The organism is Shinella sp. S4-D37, assembly GCF_040812195.1.
GTDB lineage: Bacteria > Pseudomonadota > Alphaproteobacteria > Rhizobiales > Rhizobiaceae > Shinella.
The window spans coordinates 1,467,472-1,486,635 of record NZ_JBFNXL010000005.1 but is presented as its reverse complement, the minus strand read 5'-3'; the positions used below and the strand labels follow the sequence as shown (position 1 = coordinate 1,486,635).

20 protein-coding genes are annotated in these 19,164 nt (G+C 66.0%); 4 read left to right on the top strand and 16 right to left on the bottom strand.

What is annotated here, in order from left to right; translation table 11 throughout:
- Nucleotides 1-133 precede the first annotated feature (133 nt).
- Nucleotides 134-1,165 carry a LacI family transcriptional regulator gene (locus tag AB3G45_RS14635; protein WP_367831260.1) on the top strand — a complete coding sequence of 344 codons (1,032 nt, stop codon included), beginning with the start codon at nucleotides 134-136 and terminating at the stop codon, nucleotides 1,163-1,165.
- A 251-nt stretch (nucleotides 1,166-1,416) separates the two neighbouring features.
- On the opposite strand, the gene gndA is transcribed toward AB3G45_RS14635, so the two are convergent.
- From gndA to ccoG, 5 genes are all read right to left on the bottom strand, one after another.
- Nucleotides 1,417-2,847 (bottom strand): NADP-dependent phosphogluconate dehydrogenase, encoded by a 1,431-nt coding sequence (gndA, locus tag AB3G45_RS14630; protein ID WP_367831259.1) that lies wholly within the window; start codon nucleotides 2,845-2,847, stop codon nucleotides 1,417-1,419.
- Nucleotides 2,848-3,045: 198 nt separating this feature from the next.
- Nucleotides 3,046-3,201: a cbb3-type cytochrome oxidase assembly protein CcoS gene (gene ccoS / locus AB3G45_RS14625; protein WP_367831258.1), complete on the bottom strand. Its 156-nt coding sequence runs from the start codon at nucleotides 3,199-3,201 to the stop codon at nucleotides 3,046-3,048.
- Nucleotides 3,198-5,486, bottom strand: a complete 2,289-nt coding sequence (locus AB3G45_RS14620) for a cation-translocating P-type ATPase (protein WP_367831257.1) — start codon at nucleotides 5,484-5,486, stop codon at nucleotides 3,198-3,200. The genes ccoS and AB3G45_RS14620 overlap by 4 nt, the downstream gene beginning before the upstream one ends.
- Entirely contained in the window at nucleotides 5,483-5,980 is a 498-nt protein-coding gene (locus AB3G45_RS14615) for a FixH family protein (protein ID WP_367831256.1), read from the bottom strand. Before AB3G45_RS14615 ends, AB3G45_RS14620 begins: the two co-directional genes overlap by 4 nt.
- Nucleotides 5,980-7,551 carry a cytochrome c oxidase accessory protein CcoG gene (ccoG, locus tag AB3G45_RS14610; RefSeq protein WP_367831255.1) on the bottom strand — a complete coding sequence of 524 codons (1,572 nt, stop codon included), beginning with the start codon at nucleotides 7,549-7,551 and terminating at the stop codon, nucleotides 5,980-5,982. The genes AB3G45_RS14615 and ccoG overlap by 1 nt, the downstream gene beginning before the upstream one ends.
- A 179-nt stretch (nucleotides 7,552-7,730) precedes the next feature.
- Between ccoG and AB3G45_RS14605 the strand changes: the two genes are divergently transcribed.
- On the top strand, nucleotides 7,731-8,144 hold the full coding sequence (locus AB3G45_RS14605; protein ID WP_367831254.1) for an SRPBCC family protein: 414 nt from the start codon (nucleotides 7,731-7,733) through the stop codon (nucleotides 8,142-8,144).
- Nucleotides 8,144-8,500 carry a VOC family protein gene (locus tag AB3G45_RS14600; RefSeq protein WP_367831253.1) on the top strand — a complete coding sequence of 119 codons (357 nt, stop codon included), beginning with the start codon at nucleotides 8,144-8,146 and terminating at the stop codon, nucleotides 8,498-8,500. Before AB3G45_RS14605 ends, AB3G45_RS14600 begins: the two co-directional genes overlap by 1 nt.
- 43 nt (nucleotides 8,501-8,543) lie before the next feature.
- Here AB3G45_RS14600 and ccoP read toward each other — a convergent pair whose 3' ends face one another.
- From ccoP to ccoN, 4 genes are read right to left on the bottom strand one after another with little or no spacing between them, the layout of a single operon-like run.
- Nucleotides 8,544-9,407, bottom strand: a complete 864-nt coding sequence (gene ccoP, locus AB3G45_RS14595; RefSeq protein ID WP_367831252.1) for a cytochrome-c oxidase, cbb3-type subunit III — start codon at nucleotides 9,405-9,407, stop codon at nucleotides 8,544-8,546.
- Between the two features lie 2 nt (nucleotides 9,408-9,409).
- Complete coding sequence (locus AB3G45_RS14590; RefSeq protein ID WP_367831251.1) at nucleotides 9,410-9,562, bottom strand: cbb3-type cytochrome c oxidase subunit 3; 153 nt, start codon at nucleotides 9,560-9,562, stop codon at nucleotides 9,410-9,412.
- Nucleotides 9,563-9,572: 10 nt separating this feature from the next.
- A complete protein-coding gene (gene ccoO, locus AB3G45_RS14585; protein ID WP_367831250.1) occupies nucleotides 9,573-10,304 on the bottom strand; it encodes a cytochrome-c oxidase, cbb3-type subunit II in 732 nt (243 codons plus the stop codon).
- 10 nt (nucleotides 10,305-10,314) lie between these two features.
- On the bottom strand, nucleotides 10,315-11,937 hold the full coding sequence (gene ccoN / locus AB3G45_RS14580) for a cytochrome-c oxidase, cbb3-type subunit I (RefSeq protein WP_367831249.1): 1,623 nt from the start codon (nucleotides 11,935-11,937) through the stop codon (nucleotides 10,315-10,317).
- Nucleotides 11,938-12,146: 209 nt separating this feature from the next.
- Here ccoN and AB3G45_RS14575 point away from each other — a divergent pair, with 209 nt between their 5' ends.
- Nucleotides 12,147-12,629 carry a hemerythrin domain-containing protein gene (locus AB3G45_RS14575; protein ID WP_367831248.1) on the top strand — a complete coding sequence of 161 codons (483 nt, stop codon included), beginning with the start codon at nucleotides 12,147-12,149 and terminating at the stop codon, nucleotides 12,627-12,629.
- A 4-nt stretch (nucleotides 12,630-12,633) separates the two neighbouring features.
- On the opposite strand, the gene AB3G45_RS14570 is transcribed toward AB3G45_RS14575, so the two are convergent.
- From AB3G45_RS14570 to AB3G45_RS14540, 7 genes are all read right to left on the bottom strand, one after another.
- Nucleotides 12,634-13,257 carry a PAS domain-containing protein gene (locus tag AB3G45_RS14570; protein ID WP_367831247.1) on the bottom strand — a complete coding sequence of 208 codons (624 nt, stop codon included), beginning with the start codon at nucleotides 13,255-13,257 and terminating at the stop codon, nucleotides 12,634-12,636.
- A 323-nt stretch (nucleotides 13,258-13,580) separates the two neighbouring features.
- A complete protein-coding gene (locus tag AB3G45_RS14565) occupies nucleotides 13,581-14,510 on the bottom strand; it encodes a lipid A biosynthesis lauroyl acyltransferase (protein WP_367833584.1) in 930 nt (309 codons plus the stop codon).
- Between the two features lie 11 nt (nucleotides 14,511-14,521).
- The gene (locus tag AB3G45_RS14560) at nucleotides 14,522-15,550 is read right to left on the bottom strand and encodes a zinc-binding dehydrogenase (protein ID WP_367831246.1); all 1,029 of its coding nucleotides are present in this window, start codon (nucleotides 15,548-15,550) and stop codon (nucleotides 14,522-14,524) included.
- 13 nt (nucleotides 15,551-15,563) lie between these two features.
- Entirely contained in the window at nucleotides 15,564-16,850 is a 1,287-nt protein-coding gene (locus tag AB3G45_RS14555) for a beta-ketoacyl-ACP synthase (RefSeq protein WP_367831245.1), read from the bottom strand.
- Nucleotides 16,851-16,859: 9 nt separating this feature from the next.
- Nucleotides 16,860-18,059, bottom strand: coding sequence for a beta-ketoacyl-ACP synthase (locus AB3G45_RS14550; protein ID WP_367831244.1), 1,200 nt, complete (start codon nucleotides 18,057-18,059; stop codon nucleotides 16,860-16,862).
- Nucleotides 18,056-18,538 (bottom strand): 3-hydroxyacyl-ACP dehydratase FabZ family protein, encoded by a 483-nt coding sequence (locus AB3G45_RS14545; protein WP_367831243.1) that lies wholly within the window; start codon nucleotides 18,536-18,538, stop codon nucleotides 18,056-18,058. Before AB3G45_RS14545 ends, AB3G45_RS14550 begins: the two co-directional genes overlap by 4 nt.
- 116 nt (nucleotides 18,539-18,654) lie before the next feature.
- The gene (locus AB3G45_RS14540; RefSeq protein WP_088016464.1) at nucleotides 18,655-18,939 is read right to left on the bottom strand and encodes an acyl carrier protein; all 285 of its coding nucleotides are present in this window, start codon (nucleotides 18,937-18,939) and stop codon (nucleotides 18,655-18,657) included.
- Nucleotides 18,940-19,164: the final 225 nt, after the last annotated feature.

The window sequence follows — 19,164 nt, the reverse complement described above, 5'->3', positions numbered from 1 at the left end:
ACTTTTTGCTCGACAAAGAATCTGTATCGTTACAGTTTTGGGTAATCGAGCGTAAAGGAGTGGTGGGCGGAGGTAAAAAATGTATAACCGGCCCAAGGGGCGCAGAGGTGGCAGGCAGCGGATGGACAAGACGATGAGCGAAGACCCGGCGGCAGTGCCTGCGCCTGCGGGCGAGCGGCCGACGCTGAAGACGATCGCCTTCATGACCGGCCTCGGCATCACCACCGTTTCGCGGGCGCTCAAGGATGCGCCCGATATCGGCGCGGAGACGAAGGAGCGCGTGCGCCTCGTCGCGCGCCAGATCGGCTACCAGCCGAACCGCGCCGGCGTGCGCCTTCGCACCGGCAAGACCAACGTCATCAGCCTGATCCTCAGCCTGGAGGAAGAGATCATGGGCCTGACGAGCCCCATGGTCATCGGCATTTCGGAAGTGCTGGCCACGACGCAGTACCATCTCGTGGTGACGCCCTACCGGGCGCAGGGCAATGCGCTGGACCCGGTGCGCTACGTGCTGGAGACGGGGGCCGCCGACGGCGTCATCATCTCGCGCACCGAACCGAAGGATCCGCGCGTCGCGCTGATGATGGAGCGCAACTTTCCCTTCGTCACGCACGGGCGCACGGAAATGGGCCTTGTCCATCCCTATCACGATTTCGACAACGAGCGCTTCGCCTACGAGGCGGTGCGCAAGCTCGTCGAGCGCGGCCGCAGGCGGCTCATCCTGTTGCAGCCGCCGCCCTACCTCACCTTCTACCTGCACATGCGGGCCGGGTTCGAAAAGGGCATCCGCGATTTCGGCGCGATGGCCCTGCCCTTCAACCAGGTCAATCTCGACAACAATCTCGTCGATATCCGCACGGCCGCCGAGGCCCTGTTCAGCGCGCCGGACGGCCCCGACGGCATCGTCTCGGGCAGCGGCGGCGGCGCGGTGGCGCTGATCGCCGCGCTGGAGGCGAAGGGCCGTACGCTCGGCCGGGATATCGACATGGTGTCGAAGGAACCGCACATGTTCCTGCAATGGCTGCGGCCGGAGGTCGTGACCATGCGCGAGGACATCCGCCTCGCCGGCCGCGAACTCGCCAAGGCCGTCATCGGCCGCATCGAGGGCACGGCGCCGGAGAACCTGCAGACGCTGAGCTATCCGATCCCGACGAACGAGGCCTAAGTGCGTCGGATGCTTGCGGCCATTTCGTCCATGGCTATAGCGACACTTTCACCACACTCTCGACGTCATCCTCGGCCTTGAGCCGAGGATCCATGCCGCGCATAGAAGCCGTGCCGTGTTGAGTGGATCCTCGGCTCAAGGCCGAGGATGACGAAGGAGAGGTTTGCGGACAGAAGCAACGTCGTCAACGCCTCCAAAATAAAACGGCCCGGTTCCAAGACCGGGCCCTTTTATTTTACTTTGCCAGTTTCTCAGCCGTTGAGGCCGGAGCCCCACGGGCCGTGGTGGCTGTCGGCGCCGTCGACGCGGTCGAAGCCGTGCGCGCCGAAGAAGTCGCGCTGGGCCTGGATGACGTTGGCCGTGCCGCGGGCGCGGCGGTAGCTGTCGAAATAGCCGAGCGCCGAGGCGAGCGCCGGGACCGGCAGGCCATGCAGCGCGGCGGCGGAGACGACGCGGCGCAGCGCCCCGTCGGTTTCCTTGACCATGGCGGCGAAGGCCGGGGTGACGATGAGGTTGGCCGCATCCGGCGCCTTGGTGAAGGCGCTGGTGATCTCGTCGAGGAACTGCGAGCGGATGATGCAGCCGGCGCGCCAGATCTTGGCGATGGTCGGCATCGGCAGGTTCCAGCCATATTCCTTCGAGGCGGCGGACATCACCGCAAAGCCTTGCGCATAGGCGCCGATCTTGCCGGCGAGCAGCGCGCTTTCGAGGTCCTTGACGAAGGCGGCCTTGTCAGCGACGGCGAGCGCCGGCACGTCGGGCAGGCCGAGGATCTTCTCGGCGGCTTCGCGCTCCGTCTTGAACGAGGAGATCGAGCGCGCGGCGACGGCGGCCTCGATGCCGGTCGCCGGCACGCCCATGTTCTGCGCCTCGATGGCGGACCATTTGCCGGTGCCCTTCTGGCCGGCCTTGTCGAGGATCATGTCGACGATCGGGTTGCCGCTGATCGGGTCCTTGGCGGCCAGCACCTTTTCCGAGATCTCGATGAGGTAGGATTCGAGGCGGCCCTTGTTCCATTCGCCGAAGACGGCGGCGATCTCGGCAGCGCTCATCTTCAGGCCGTCGCGCAGGATGCCGTAGATCTCGGCGATCATCTGCATGTCGGCATATTCGATGCCGTTGTGGATGGTCTTGACGAAGTGGCCGGCGCCGTTCTCGCCGAGCCAGGCGACGCAGGGCTCGTCCTTGTACTTGGCGGCGATCGAGGTCAGCACCTTCTCGACGCGCTTCCAACTATCTTCCGTGCCGCCGACCATGATGGACGGGCCGTGGCGCGCGCCCTCCTCACCACCGGAAACGCCCATGCCGATGAAGGTGAGGCCCGAATCCTTCAACGCGTCGAAGCGGCGCATCGTGTCGCGGAAGTTCGCGTTGCCGGCATCGATCATGATGTCGTTCTGTTCGAGATAGGGGCGCAGCAGATTCATCTGCTGGTCGACCGCGGCGCCGGCCTGGATCATGATGATGATCGGCCGCGGCGGGCGGATGGCGGCGACGAATTCCTCGATCGTCTCGCAGGGCACGATCTGGCCCTTGAGCTCGCCGGCCTCCTCGTAGAATTCCTTCGTGCGCGCCACCGTGCGATTGAAGACTGCGATCTTGTTGCCCTTCTCGGCAATGTTGAGCGCAAGGTTGGACCCCATCACGCCGAGACCGATGAGACCGATTTCCGCCTGTGCCACGTTCATACCTCCGTAGGATGGCGCGGCGTGGGATATATCCGGACCGGTGCCGGAAACGCCGCGCAGAAAGAGATTGGGGAGCTCCGCTCCAGCGCTGGTGTTTTGGCATTCAAATCGATTTACGACAAGGGATTGTTTGCCTTTGGCGGGATTTTCGCCGCCACCTGCATCGTTGCTATGACCCCATATCCGGCGCCCTCAGCGCTGCGGCTTGTCGTCGCCGTCGTCGAGGACGCGCCAGGCGGCGCCCTCCACATCGTCGTACTGCCCGCTCTTCAGCGACCAGAGGAAAGCGGCAAGCCCCAGCCCGCCGAGGAAGAGCGCGATGGGGATGAGGAAGACCAGCGTGCTCATGCCGCGCGCACCTGGGGATCGACCGCACGGGCCTCGTCCGCCGCCCGCGCGGCGAAGGCCGGCAACCTCCCGCGCAGGCGCAGCGAGTTCACCACGACGATGATCGACGAGGTGGACATGGCGATGGCGGCGATCAGCGGCGTGGCGTGGCCGAGGATGGCGATCGGCACCGCGATGACATTGTAGCCGATGGCGAGCGCGAAATTCTGCCGGATCAGGCGACCGGCGCGGCAGGCGGTCTCATGGGCGAAGGGCACGGCCTCCAGGCTCTCGTGCAGGAAGACGAAGTCCGCCGCCTGCCGGCCGACATCCGCAGCCGTCGCCGGGGCGATGGAGACATGGGCGGCGGCGAGCGCCGGGGCATCGTTGATGCCGTCGCCGACCATCAGAACGCGATGGCCGGCGGCGGAGCGCTCGGCGACCGTCTCCGTCTTGTCCCTGGGCGAGAGCGCGGCGCGCCAGCGGGAAATGCTAAGCAGGCCCGCGATGCGGGCGACGGCCGGCGCGCGGTCGCCGGAAAGGATCGCCATGTCGATCTGCGCGCGCCTCAGCGCGGCGACGGCCTCGCCTGCGCCCGCCCGCAAAGCATCCTCGAAGCGGAAGGTTTCCAGCACCGTGCCATTGCGCGACAGGACGACCTCGGAAAGCCCGTGCGCCGCCTCGCCGGCTGCCGGCGCGCCGCCGGCGAAGGCGCGGTTGCCGAGGCGGTAGAGCCCTTGCGGCGTCTCGGCCTCGAGGCCGCCGCCGGCCACTTCGCTGACGCTTTCGACGAGCGGCATCGGCCCCGGCCAGGCGCCCGCCAGCGCCACGGACAGCGGATGGCGCGAATGGGCGGCGAGCGCGGCGGCGAGCGCCAGATGGGTGCGGTTGAGCTTTTCGCGCTCGACGAGGCGCGGCTTGCCGAGCGTCAGGGTGCCGGTCTTGTCGAAGACGGCGGTGTCGATCTCGGCAAGGCGCTCCATGGCCGAACCGTCCTTGACCATCACACCGCCGGCGAACAGGCGCCCCGCGGCGACGACCTGCACCACCGGCACGGCGAGACCGAGCGCACAGGGGCAGGTGATGATCAGCACGGCGATGGCGACGAGCATGGCGTGTTTCCAGTCGCCGTCGTAAAAACCCCAGCCGAGGAAGGAGACGAGCGCCAGCAGGTGCACGGCGGGCGAATAGATCTGCGCGGCGCGATCGGCGATGCGGCGATAGCGGGCCCTGCCCCCTTCTGCCGCCTCCATCAGGCCGATGACCTCCGACAGGAACGAATCGCGCGCCATGGCGACGGCCTCGACGGTGAGCGAGCCGGTGAGGTTCATCGCACCCGCTTCGAGCCGCGTGCCCGGCCCGGCGGCGACGGGGTCGCTCTCGCCGTTGACGATCGAGCGGTCGATATCGCTTGCGCCCGCAAGGACGCGGCAATCGACCGGGATGCGTTCGCCGGCGGCGATGGAAAGGTGCTCGCCGGCGGCGATCTCCTCGACGGGCCGGTAGTCGCGGCTGCCGTCCGGACGGATGACCATCGCGCCGCGCGGCGAAAGGCGGGCAAGGCCGGTGATGGCCGAGCGGGCGCGGTCGCGCATGACGTGGTCGAGCGTGCGACCGATGAGCAGGAAGAACAGGAGGCTCACCGTGGCGTCGAACCAGGCGTGCTCGGCGCTGTGCAGCGTCTCCCAGAGCGAGACGATATAAGACAGCGTGATGGCGAGCGCGATGGGCACGTCCATGTTGGTGCGGCCGTGGCGCAGCGCATTCCAGGCCGACTGGTAGAAGAAGCGGCCGGCATAGATCAGCGTCGGGCCGGCGATCAGCGCGGAGATCCAGTGGAACAGGTCGCGCGTCGCGGCCTCGGCGCCGGACCAGACGGAAACCGAGAGCAGCATGATGTTCATCGCGGCGAAGCCGGAGACGGCGACGGCGCGGATCAACTGGTTGCGCAGCCGGTCGTCGCCTTCCGCCGCCAGCGAGAAGAGATGCGCGTCGTAGCCCGTGGCGCGGATGGCGGCGGCGATCTCCTGCGGGTCGGTGCGCCGGCCCTCGACCTCCTCCTTCCAGACCACCGAGACGCGGCGGGTGGAGAGGTTGACGCGGGCGCGCTCCACGACCGGCAGCGCCTTCAGCGCGCCTTCGACGGTGGTGATGCAGGCGCCGCAATAGACGCCCGGCACGCTGAGGTCGCTCTGGCGCAGGCCCTCGCCGACCGGGCGGCTTGCCAGCATCAGCTCCTCAGAGGAGGGCAGCGCCGCGCGCTGTGCGTCGACGGCGCCTTCCGTGCCGGGTGCGCAGCAGCTCATTTCCCCCCTCCCGCAACGACGGTGCGCACGGTCTGGTGGAAGACCTTCGCGCCGTCCCGCTTCGTGCTGATATCGACGATCCACTGGCCGGCCGGCACGGCCTGCTCGGCCACGAACAGCCCCTCGCCTGCAGGCTCAAGGGCGACCGTGAAATCCTTGCGTTCGTCGACGGGCCGCTTGAAGACGGCCGAGACGTCGTCGGCGACAAGGGGCGTGCCCCCGGCATCGGTGACGCGGTAGGCGATGCGGCCCTCCTTCACGCTGAGGCTTCCTTCGATGCCGCTCGCCGCCAGCGCCCGCGCCTCGGCCACCTTGCCGTTGAACTGCTGGCTGGCGACATAGGTGTTGGGAACGACGAGGCCGCTCCAGCTTTTCGAGGCGTTCCAGGCCATGATCAGGTTGACGGTGACGATCGTGCCGAAGAACAGCACCATGACGCCCGCCATGTGCCAGCCGGTGAAGACGAAACCCTGTTCCTTGCGTTCGACGGTCATCACTTTGCTCCCGGCGTGTTGAAATTGGCGGAATAGGCTTCCCGCTCATGGCCCTGCCGGTCCTCGGCGATAATCTGGAAGCCTTCGGCCGCTTCCGCAAGCCGATCCTTCGGCAGGGTGACGAAAACACGCAGGGCCGTCACCTTGTCCGGATCGACCGGCACGTCGACGCTGCGCCCGTCGGCGCCGTCATGGCCGGCGATCTTCATCGTCGCGCCGGGCATGCCCTCGATCGACACCGCGATGACGCGCGGCTCGGGAATCATGTTGAGCAGCTTCACCGCATAGCCGTTGCGGACCGAGCCGTCCGATTCGACGACGAACTGCGGATTGCGGTCGTGGATGACGTTGAGGTCCAGCCGATCGCGTGACAGCAGCGCGAAGAGCAGCGCAAGACCCGCCAGCGACCAGACGCCGAAATAGAACAGCGTGCGCGGGCGGAAGATGATACGCCAGTCGAAGTGCCGGATCTTTTCATCGAAACGGCCCTCGGTATTGCGAACGCGCTTCGGATCGACCGGCGCGGTGCCGCCGGCGGTGGCGAGCGCCATGTTGGCGGAATAATCCGACAGCGTGGCATAGGCGATGAGGCCGCGCTCCTTGCCGATCTTGTCCATCACGTTGTCGCAGGCATCGATGCACAGGGCGCAGGTGATGCATTCGAGCTGCTGACCGTCGCGGATGTCGATGCCCATGGGACAGACGACGACGCAAGCATTGCAATCCACGCAGTCGCCGACGCTCTCGCCGGCGGCGATCGCCTTCTTGGCATGGCGGGTGCGCGGCTCGCCGCGCCAGTCGTTGTAGGTGACGACCAGCGAGCTTTCGTCGAGCATCGCCGCCTGGATGCGCGGCCAGGGACACATATAGGTACAGACCTGCTCGCGCATCAGCCCGCCGAAGACGTAGGTGGTGGCGGTCAGGACGGCGACGGTGATGTAGGCGACGGGCTGCGCCCTGAGCATCGCGAAATCGACGAGCAGCGTCGGCGCGTCGGCGAAATAGAAGATCCAGGCGCCGCCGGTCGCCACCGCGATCACCAGCCAGACGGCATGCTTGCTGACGCGCTTCCAGATCTTGCCCAGCGTCCACGGCCCGGCGTCGAGCTTCATGCGCGCGTTGCGGTCGCCCTCGATCGCCCGTTCCACGACGAGGAAGAGATCGACCCAGACGGTCTGCGGACAGGCATAGCCGCACCAGGCGCGCCCCACCGCCGAGGTGACGAGGAACAGCCCGAAGCCCGCCATGACGAGCAGGCCGGCGACGAAGAAGAATTCCTGCGGCCAGATCTCGATGAAGAAGAAATAGAACCGGCGGCCGGCAAGGTCGATGAGCACCGCCTGGTCCGGCGCATGCGGCCCGCGATCCCAGCGGATCCACGGCGTCAGGTAGTAGATGCCGAGCGTGATCAACATCACCAGCCACTTGAACTGCCGGAACCGGCCCTCCGCGCGCTTCGGGAAGATTTTTTTGCGCTTTTCGTAGAGGGGCTTTCGAACCTTCGCCGAGTTGACGGGTTCCGCCTCGTGGCGCTCGATGGAATTGTAGATCGTCGTCGTGTTCTGCTGCATGTCTGTCGGCCGCACCTGTCGTTGTGCCGGCACAATGACGCCAACGACAGCCTCCATCGTTGATCTACGTCAAGTTTTGGACGTGGCCGGACGTGGCGGGTTGCCGCACGCGGCCAATGTTCACTTTTTGTTCGACATGCGGCAGGCCGTTCGCTAAGATGGCTCCGGGGAGATTTCCAATGCCGACATCGCAAGCCCGCATCATCCACCGGACGATCGCCCGCAATTGGCGCGCCGTCTACGCCTTCGCCGCCCGGCCCGAGACCATGCCGGTCTGGGCCTCCGGGCTCGCGGCCGGGCTGACATGGGACGGCGAGGACTGGATCGCCGGCGGCGGGGCAGTCGGCGACGTGCGCGTGCGCTTTGCGCCGCCCAACGATTTCGGCGTGATAGACCATACCGTCACGCTGCCGGACGGGCGGATGGTGGAGAATGCGCTGCGCGTCGTGCCGAACGGCGACGGTGCGGAAGTCATGTTCACCCTGCTGCGTCAGCCGGACATGGACGACGCGGCCTTCGAGAGGGATGCGGCGCATATCGCCCGCGACCTCGAAACGCTGAAGAGACTGATGGAAGAGGAGGAGGCGCCGTAATGAGCAGCAAGGGCGCGGATCGCAAGATCGACTATATCGAGTTCAATGTCGGCGATATTGCCGCAAGCAAGGCCTTCTACGGCGCGGCCTTCGGCTGGACGTTCACCGATTACGGCCCGCAATATTGCGAGTTCCAGGACGGTCGCCTCACCGGCGGCTTCACGACGCTGGCGCCGGTCAACGCACAGGGCGGCGCGTTGATCATCCTGTTCGCCGACGACCTCGAAGACGCCCTCGCCCGCGTGGAGACGGCCGGCGGCAGGATCGTCAAGCCGATCTTCGACTTCCCCGGCGGGCGGCGCTTCCAGTTCGCCGACCCGGACGGGTATCAGCTGGGGGTCTGGTCGGACAGGTAAGGCCGCGGAAAACCGCGGCCTTCGTTCTCGATGCGTCGAGCGCCTACTCCCCGCCGCCCAGCGAGTGCACGAAGACGGCGAGCTGCTTGACGGCCGGGTCGCCGAGGCGGGGAAGCCAGGCGGGCATGACGCCGTGCCTGGGCGCACGGACCTGCCGGGCGACGGCGGCCTCGCCCTCGCCCTTCAGCCAGATGGCGTCGGCAAGGTCGGGGGCGCCCATCTCGCGATTGCCCCTGGCGTCCTCGCCGTGGCAGGCGGCGCAGTTGTCGGCGAAGATCTGACTGCCGGGCTCCACGAGGCCGGCATCCGACGGCGTGCCCGTCAGGCTGATCACATAGGCCGCGACCTGCCTGATCTCCTCCGGCTGGAGGATGTCGCCATAGGCCGGCATGTCCGAGATGCGGGTCTCGTCGTCGCCCGGATGGCGGATGCCGTGGGCGATCGTCTGGTAGATATCGTCCACCGTGCCGCCCCAGACCCAGTCGTCGTCGTTGAGGTTGGGGAAACCCGCGGCCCCGGCCGCACCCGACCCGTGGCACTGGGCACAGTTGACCTTGAAGGCCGAGGCGCCGCCGGCGATGGCGAACTGCGAGAGCTGCGGATCGGCCATGATCTCCTGCAGCGACGATTTGCCGATGCGCTCGACCATGCCGGCCTGTGCCTGCTTTGCCTCGGAAAGCTCGACCGCGACATTGGCGCGGCTCGACCAGCCGAGCATGCCGCTCGTCGCATCGGAGATCAGCGGCCAGGCCGGAAAGGCGAGGGTGTAGCCGATGGCCCAGACGATCGTGGCGTAGAACGACCAGACCCACCAGCGCGGCATCGGGTTGTTCAGTTCGCGGATGCCGTCCCATTCGTGGCCGGTGGTTTCGACGCCCGAGATTTCGTCGATATGCTTCTCGGCCATGATCAGTCCTCCTTGAGGGGGATTTCGGCGGCCCGTTCGGCCGCCTTGCGGGCACCGGGGCGAAGGGTGAAGGCGACGACGGCGAGGAAGAACAACGTCATGGCGACGAGGCCCCAGCTGTCGGCGAAGTGCCGCATGGCGGTATAGGTTTCCATCGCGTCCTCCTCAGCGGTAGCCGCTGGCATCGTCATAGGTGGAGAAGTCCACCAGCGTGCCGAGCATCTGCAGATAGGCGACGAGCGCGTCCATTTCGGTGAGTTTTGCCGGATCGCCGTCGAAGTCGCCGAGCTTGGCCTTCGGGTAGCGGGCCTCCACGCCGGACGTATCGGCGTTCGGGTCGGCCTGCGCCTTGATGTCGGCGGCGGCGTTGGCGATCATCTCGTCGCTGTAGGGCACGCCGACGGCGCGGCTCGCCGCAAGGTGCATCGAGACGTTCTTCACCTCCAGCGGCGTTTCCTTGAGGAAGGAATAGCTGGGCATCACCGATTCCGGCACGACCGAGCGCGGCTCGATCAGGTGCTGGACGTGCCATTCGTTCGAGTAGCGGTCGCCGACGCGGGCAAGGTCCGGGCCGGTGCGCTTGGAGCCCCACTGGAACGGATGGTCGTACATCGATTCCGCCGCCAGCGAATAATGCCCGTAGCGCTCCACCTCGTCGCGGAACGGCCGGATCATCTGGCTGTGACAGGTGTAGCAGCCCTCGCGGACATAGATGTCGCGCCCGGCGAGCTCCAGCGGCGAATAAGGCCGCATGCCCTCCACCTTCTCGATGGTGTTTTCCAGGTAGAACAGCGGGGCGATCTCGACGATGCCGCCGATGGTGACCACGAAGAGCGAGCCGACGAGGAGAAGCGTCGCGTTGCGCTCGAGGATCGCGTGTTTGTCAAGAATGGACATCGGGTCCCTCCTATTCGGCCGGCTGGAGCTTCGGCGCGGCACCCGGGATCGAGGCCTCGTCGCGCTGGTAGCCGAGGATTGTCATGGTCACGTTGTAGGCCATGATGAGTGCGCCCATGAGGAACAGCCCGCCGCCGGCGGCACGCAGCACGTAGTAGGGGAACATGGCGGCGATCGTCTCGGCGAACGAGTAGACCAGGAAGCCCTGCTCGTCGTATTCGCGCCACATCAGGCCCTGCTGGATGCCGGCGACCCACATGACGGCGGCGTAGACGACGATGCCGAGCGTGGCGAGCCAGAAGTGCCAGTTGACCATGCGGATCGAATAGAGCCGCTCGCGCTTCCACAGCTTCGGAACCATGAAGTAGATCGCGCCGAAGGTGATGAGGCCGTTCCAGCCGAGCGCGCCCGAATGGACATGGCCGATGGTCCAGTCCGTATAGTGGCTGAGCGAGTTGACCGACTTGATCGACATCATCGGGCCTTCGAAGGTCGCCATGCCGTAGAAGGCGACGGCCATGACCATCATGCGCACGATCGGGTCAGTGCGGATCTTGTCCCAGGCGCCCGAGAGCGTCATCAGGCCGTTGATCATGCCGCCCCACGAGGGCATCCAGAGCATGATGGAGAAGACCATGCCGAGCGTCTGCGCCCAGTCGGGCAGCGCGGTATAGTGCAGATGGTGGGGACCTGCCCAGATATACATGAAGATCAGGGCCCAGAAGTGGATGATCGACAGGCGGTAGGAATAGACCGGACGGTTCACCTGCTTGGGGATGAAATAGTACATCATGCCGAGGAAGCCGGCCGTCAGGAAGAAGCCCACCGCGTTGTGGCCGTACCACCACTGCGTCAGCGCATCCTGCACGCCGGAGAAGGCCGAATAGCTCTTCACGCCGAGGAACGAGACCGGAACCGCCAGGTTGTTGACGATATGCAGCATGGCGATCGTCACGATGAACGACAGGAAGAACCAGTTCGCCACATAGATGTGCGGTTCCTTGCGCGTCATGATCGTGCCGAGGAAGGCGACGAGATAGGCGACCCAGACGATGGTGAGCCAGATATCGACATACCATTCCGGCTCGGCATATTCCCGGCTCTGCGTGATGCCGAGCAGGTAGCCGGTGGCAGCCATGACGATGAAGAGCTGGTAGCCCCAGAACACGAACCAGCCGAGATTGCCGCCGAAGAGACGGGCGCGCGAGGTGCGCTGCACGACATAGAAGGACGTCGCGATCAGCGCATTGCCGCCGAAGGCGAAGACCACCGCGGACGTGTGCAGCGGGCGGGTGCGGCCGAAATTGAGCCAGGGCTCGATGTTGAGATCGGGAAAGGCGAGCTGGAGCGCCACGACGACGCCGACCAGGAAGCCGACGACGCCCCAGAACACCGTCGCGACGACGCCGTACTTGACGACGTCGTCGAAATAGCCCTCGTCATCCGGGGACGACTTGACCGCGACGGCCGGCGCGAAGGAGATGCGCCGGACCATGAAGAGCGTGCTGGCGAGCAGCACGAAGAAGAGGACCCACATATGGGCCTCGAAGAACCTGTCCTGGGCAAAGGCCGCGCCGAGCAGCGCGATGAACGCCCCCACGGCCAGGACGATCGTTTCCGTTACATATTTCATCGTTGGCATCCCCCAACTCGTCGATTTCCCGCAAGCGCCGCTTCCCTCGCGGAATCGGCGCTTGCGCTCGACCGAGCCTTCGCAGATGCGGCCGGAAGCATCCTTGACATGGATCAAGGCAGAGCGCGGATGCCGGCGGCATCTAGGGACAGGTTGACGCAGCCGCGCGTCGAAACGCTCGCGGCACGCCCGAACCGAGGGAACACGACATGACGGATTATACAGGGATCGCCCGGCTGCTTTCGGATACCCCGACGGACGCTGTTTCGCTGGACTGGCTGAAAAAGGCCCATGACGCGCAGCTGACGCTCTGCGAAGCGCTGGAGGATATCGCCGACAGCCTGCCGGCGAACGTCAACCGGCAGAAATGCATGTATGCGGCCAAATCGCTGATGCCGCTGGTGAACGGCATCCATCGCTACGAGGAGGACGCCGTCTTCCCGCTGCTGGAGCGCATGGCCTGCGGCGACCGGGATCTTTCCGAGTCCATCGCCCGGCTGAAGTTCGAGCATGTCGAGGACGAGTGTTTCGCCGAGGAACTGACCGACACGCTGACGCGGCTGGGCAGCGGCGATGGGTCCGTCAACGCGGAGGCCGCGGGATACATGCTGCGCGGCTTCTTCGAATCGATCCGCCGCCACATCGCCTTCGAACAGCAGTTCATGCTGCGCGGCACCGGCCTCGCCTCCTGAAATGTCAGGCGGCGAGCGGCCCCTGCTCCGCCGTTTCCTGAAGGACCAGGATGGCGCCGAGCACGTTTCCGGCGGCCGACAGGCAGGGCGTCATGCGGCAGCGCGTGATCGCCCCGCCGCGGCGCTGGGACACATAGTCGTATTCCACCACGTCGCCGGCGAAGCAATGGTCGAGACTGCGCTTCACCCGGCCCTCGAAACGCTGCACGCCGATGAACTCCACGATGTGCCGGCCGACGAGATCGATGGGCTTCCCGCTGAAGCTCTCGGCATTGAGCGGATTGGAATAGAGATAGCGGTAATCCGTCGTGATGACGGCGACGCGGTCGGGAAAGCTGTCGAGGATCGCCTCGTTGAGCAGTCCATCCTCCGCCACGCGCGGCGCGGAGACGGGCCGGCCGGCCTCGGGCATCTCCATCCGGGACGGCGCGGCGGCGTCCTCGGCCCCGAAACATCGATCCAGCAGCAGCTTGAGATGATGGGCCTGCCGGAGCACGCAGGCCTTGTCGTCCGCCTCCTCCCTGAGGAGATCCACGACGCACTGGAACTGGGCGCGAAGTTCGGAGGCGTCGCCCGCCTCCTTTTGCAACACGGCGGCCAGCGCCGGTTCGATCTCCCTGTCCAGCATGGAAACGAGCCTTTCGTTCCCGGCCTTCACGGCATGCTGAAGTTGTGAATACTTAAACCAGAACAACTCTACAAGAGCTTTCAATCCATGCTCCCTGAATTGCTGCAATGTACAGCAATAGAATCATCACACTATTTGAGATATTGAGAATCAAGATACGGTTTTGACCGTCTCCCCCTCGAAATACGCTGTCCAAAGCGCTTACATTAGCAAAATGGTAACAGCGAACGGGAGGATGTCAAACCCCAAATTTGACGAAAGTCAAATATCCCGCGAAAGTGAACGTATTCAAAATCGCGGTGGAAAGAAACGATCGTAAGCAGTCAAGTAATAAGGCCGCGCTTGATATTCCACCGGTCGTGATACCACAGCCACTGGCCGGGATATTCGCGCACCCATTGCTCGACCTTGTCGTTCAGCATCTGCGCGGTCGCGTCGACATCGACGGCGCCGTTCTCCTTGCGGGGAACGGCCATCGCCGGCTCCAGTTCCAGGCGGTAGCGGTTGCCCGGCAGGCGGATGCAGCGGGCCGGATAGACCTCGCAGTCGAACTGGCGCACCAGCTTGGCAAGCAGCGGATTGGTCTGCACCTTGCGGCCGAAGAAGGTCGTGTGCAGGCCCTTGTTGAACTTCTGGTCGACGAGGACGCCGACCGGACCGCCCGCCTCCAGCTTGCGGGCAAGCGTGAAGGAGGAGCCGGCATGCGAGGGCACCAGATGCCCCATGCGCGCCCGGCGGAACTCGAAGACCTTCTCCGCGACGTAGGGATTGTTCGGCGGCCGGAACAGCACCGTCACGTCGAGCCCGAAGGCGGCGCCGGCCACCGGCAGCAGCTCGAAATTGCCGGTATGCGCGGTGAAGACGATGAAGGGCCGCGGATTGTCGCGCAGGTCCACGAAGAGCGGAATGCCCGAGACCTCGATGCGGCCGGGCGACGGGCGCGCGGGATCGAAGTCGAAGAGACGGTCGAGGAAGACATATTCGGCGGCGAGCCGGCCCATGTTGCCCCAGGCGTCGAGCGCGATCGCCGAAATCTCCGCCTCGGACTTTTCCGGAAAGGCGTTCCGAAGGTTGGTCAGCGTCAGCGTGTGCCGCTTCGTCTTCGGCCCGATCCAGCGCGCCGCGCGATCGGCGAAACTGATCGCACCGTCCGCCGGCAGGAGCTTCAGGAGGCTGAGCAGGCCGAAGACGCATTGCGCCAGCGACCATTGCTTGAATTTCCGGAGCGCCAGGACGAGGCGTGTGACGATCATCCGCACGGCAATCAATCCAGCTTGAGGACGATCTTGCCGAAGATCTGGCGCGATTCCATGCGCTCCAACGCCGTCGCGATGCCGTCGAAGGTGATTTCCGTATCGATGACGGGGTGGACGATGCCGCGCGCCATCTTCTGCATGGCATTCGCCATGTTCTCCATGCGGCAGCCGAAGGAGCCGAAAAGCTTCAATTGCTGCTGGAACAGCATCATCAGGTTCATGTCGGTGGAGACGCCCGAGGTGGTGCCGCAGGTGACGAGGCGCCCGCCGCGCTTCATGCAGAGCATCGAGCCCGCCCAGGTGTCCTTGCCGACATGTTCGAAGACGACGTCGACCCCCTTCTTCTTCGTCAGCTTGCGCACGACGCCCTCGAAGCGGTCCTCGCGGTAGTTGATGACATGATCGGCGCCGAGCGCCTTCGCCTTCTCGATCTTGTCGTTCGAGCCGACCGTGGTGATGACGGTGCAGCCGATCTTCTTGGCAAGCTGGATCGCCGCCGTGCCGATGCCCGAACCGCCGGCATGGACGAGGATCGTCTCGCCGGCTTCGAGCTTGGCGTTATCGAACAGCATGTGCTCGACCGTGCCGAAGGTGACGGGGGCGAGCGCCGCGCCGACCGCGTCGACGCCGGGCGGGGCCGGCACGAGCAGGCGGGCGGGAAGGTTGACCTTCTCCTGCGCGAAACCGTCGAGATGGAAGCCGTGCACGCCGCCGACATGTTCGCAGAGATTGTCGCGGCCTTCGCGGCAGGGCTTGCAGAGGCCGCAGGTGCGCGCGCCGTAGATCGAGACGAGCTGGCCGGGCAGCACGTTGGCAACGCCGGGGCCGAGCGTTTCGACGACGCCTGCGGCCTCCGCACCTATGACGAGCGGCATCTTGCGCTTGGCAAAGGCCATGCCGCGCCAGCCCCAGACGTCGATATGGTTGAGGGCGACGGCCTTGACGCGCAGCGTCACCTCGCCGGGGCCGGGAGCGTCCGGTTCCGGAATATCGGTCAGTTCGAGCTTGCGGTCGTCGAGAAGCTGGAGGGCGCGCATGTCAAAATTCCTATCAGGCGGGTTCGGCCGTCATCACGAGGCTGGCGTTCTGGCCGCCGAAGCCGAAGGAGTTGGAAAGGACGGCGGAAACGCGCGCATCGCGCTTCACGTTCGGCACGACGTCGAGCACGATGGCCGGGTCGGGATTGGTGTAGTTGATCGTCGGCGGCAGGGTGCCGGTCAGCATGGTCTGGATGGAGAACACCGCCTCCACTGCGCCGGCGGCCGTCAGCGTGTGGCCGATCATCGACTTGTTGGAGGAGACCGGGATGTTCGCCAGCCTGTCGCCGAAGACGGTCGACATGGAGAGATATTCCATCTTGTCGTTTTCCGGCGTCGAGGTGCCGTGGGCATTGATGTAGCCGATGCCGCTCTCGTCGATTCCGGCGTCTTCCAGCGCCGCGCGGATCGTCGCGATGGCCGGGCCGCCGTCCGGCGAGGAGCGGGTGCGGTGGAAATGATCGGCCTTCTCGCCGCACCCCTTGAGGATGCCGAGCACCTTCGCGCCGCGGGCGATGGCGGATTCGAGCGATTCCAGCACCAGCGTCGCCGCGCCTTCGGCGATGACGAAGCCGTCGCGATCCTTGCTGAACGGCTTGGAGGCCTTGGTCGGCGGGTCGTTCTGCGTGGACAGCGCCGAGAGCAGCGCGAAACGGATCAGCGCCTCGGCCGTCACCGAGCCGTCGGTGCCGACGGTCAGCGCGCGGTCGGTGCGGCCCTGGCGGATCGCCTCGACGCCGAGCTGGATGGCCGTCGCGCCGGACGCACAGGCCGTCGAGAGCGTCACCGGCAGCCCGCGCGTGCCAAAGCGGTCGGCGAGGCGCTCGGAAATCGCGCCGAAGGCCCAGGCCTCGTGCAGGGCGGGCTCGGCCTTTTCGCGCAGCGCCGACAGGAGGCGGTCATAGGCATCGCCGGGGCGCTGCGACGGCGGGGCGCGGTCGGCAAGCGCGAAGCGGTCGCGCCAGTCCGGCTCGATCGGCGGGGCGGCAAGGAAGAGCGGGCCGCCGAACTCGCCGGAAAGGCCGGCCTGCGCCAGCGCCTCGTCCGTCGTCTCGCGGGCATAGGCATAGGAGCGCTCGACCGGGTTCTCGACGGGCAGCTCGATGAAATCGACCGTGCCGGAAATGCGGGTGTTCAGCCCGTCGACCGGAAAGCGCGTGATGCCGTGGATGCCGGACACGCCGCCGACGAGCGCGCTCCAATTGTCCTTGAGGCCCTGCCCCAGCGAGGTGATGACACCCATGCCCGTGACGGCGACGATCGGGCGGCCGAGATGATCCCTGTAAGCGGCTTTCGACATGGCCGGCTCCTACTTCTCTGCGGAAAGGATTGCGACGCCTTCGCCGCGCGCATGGCCGACCGTGGTGACCACGGCGCTTTTCGCCGCCGCGGTCATCGCGGCCTCGGCCGTCGCATCGAACGGGGCGACCTTGACGCCCGCGCCGAGCGTCAGGGCGGCGATGGCAAGGCCGAGCGGGAATTGCGCTTCCAGCGCCTGACCCGTCACGGCGCTGAAGCCGCGCACCGGACTGCCGGCGAACCGCGTGTCGAGCCAGGCCTTTTCGCGCGCCGTCGGGCCATGCTGGCCGGAGGCGCCGGAGAAGACGACGGTTCCGGCGCCGGCCGCGGCGCCCTCGGCGAGACGATCGAGGCGGGCTTCCAGCCGCCCCTCGTCGCGCGCGCCGCGATCGCCGCCGATGGCCTCGATGGCCGCATAGATGCGTGCGCCCCGCGCCTCGGCATGGGCCCGCGATTCCAGGACGAGGAAGGCCGCGGCCGTGCCGGTGACGATGCCGCCGCCGGCATTCTCGTCACGCGACCAGAGCGGCGTCCAGCCGCCCGTCGCATGCGCCTGCATGGCCTCGTAGAGCATGATGACGTCCTGCCGCTCGGCCACCAGCGCGCTGCCGACGAGCGTATGCGTCGACTGGCCGGCGCGGATGCGGTGGAAGGCGGTCTCGATGGCGGAGATGCCGGCCGCCTCCTCGCCCATGAAGGTGCGGGAGGAACCGGTGACCTTGTGGACGATGGAGATATTGCCGGCCAGCAGGTTCGAAAGCTGGGCGAGGAAGAGCGTCGGCCGGAGTTCCGTCGTCAGCTTCTCATTGAGCAGGCGTTCACGGTCGTTGCGCTTCAGGCCCTCGTCGACGATCAGCGAATCGACATTGATGTCGCGCTCGCCGCCGCCCGCCGCCACAATCATGTCCATCGTGCCGCAGGCGTCCGCGTCGTCCTTGAGGCCGGCATCGTCGAGCGCAAGGCCGGCGGTGAAGACGCCGAGGCGCTGCCAGTTCTCCATCTGGCGCTGGTCGCCGCGCTTGGGGATCTGCTGGTTCCAGTCGATCTCCGGCATCGGATGCACCGGATAGGGCGCGAAGCGCTCCGTCTCGACCTTCAGCGGGGGGGCTTCGGCGCCGCCAAGGATTTCCACATGCGTCGCCGCCCCGACACCCTGGCAGGTGACGATGCCGACGCCGGTGATGACCACATCGTTGTTCGCCATGCTCATTTTCCTTCCGCGGACGCTTCGAGCGCCTCGAACAAACCCACCTCGCCCGCGCGCGCCCGCACGATATCGGCAAGCGGCACCTCGGCAAACGGCATGGTGCGCAGCTTCAACTGCGCGTCGCACACCTTCTTGCCGGCAGACGAGATCTTCGCCTTGGTCACCGCATAGCCCGACCCGTCATGCTCCAGCACCGCCTCGATGTCGAGCACGGCATCCGGCGCGACGAAGCTGCGCATCTTGGCGCCGTCGACGCTCATCAGGAAGGGCATGGCGGCAAAATCCGTCGCGGCGAGCACGAGGAAGCCGGAGGCCTGCGCCATCGTCTCGATGAGCAGCACGCCCGGAACGAGCGGCATGCCGGGAAAATGGCCCTCGAAGACGGGGCTTTTCGACGGCACGACCGAGCGCGCCTTCAGCACGCGGCGTGCGCCGTCGACGGCCTCCACGCGATCGATCATCTGGAAATATTCGAGCAGCATCGGGATACCTCCGGCAGGTTCCGGAAATCGAAAGGCCTGCCGGGAACGGCAGGCCGTGCATCACACGCACCGGGATCGCCCGGAACACGGCCGCAACGGCGGCCGGCGCCGTTGCCTCAGGCCTTGGCGGCCCGCAGTTCGTCGATCTTGGCACAGAGGTTCTTCAGGACGAAATACTCTTCCGTCGCGACCTTGCCCTCGTTGACGTCCTGCGTCCACTGTTCCAGCGGGATCTTGATGCCGAATTCCTTGTCGATCGCGAAAACGATGTCGAGGAAGTCGAGGCTGTCGATGCCGAGATCGTCGATCGTGTGGCTGTCGGGCGTGATCGTCTCGCGATCGATCTCGCTCGTCTCAGCAATGATGTCGGCAACCTTGTCGAATGTAGCAGTCACGCCCATACCTCATGAATCTATAGTCGGGCGATCCTATATGGAAATACGACGCGATTGCCAATGGGTTTGATGAGGGCCCTGCGCAGTCGGCGGTGCTGTGTTGCGCAAACAGCATGGCCGGCCGCCCTCCCCGCTCCCGCGACAAATAAACCCGAAAGAGCCGCCGCCAATTGATTTCGATCAAGTAAAAGCCGCAAGGAGCGCGCTAGGATTTGACAATAGTCAGGAGGC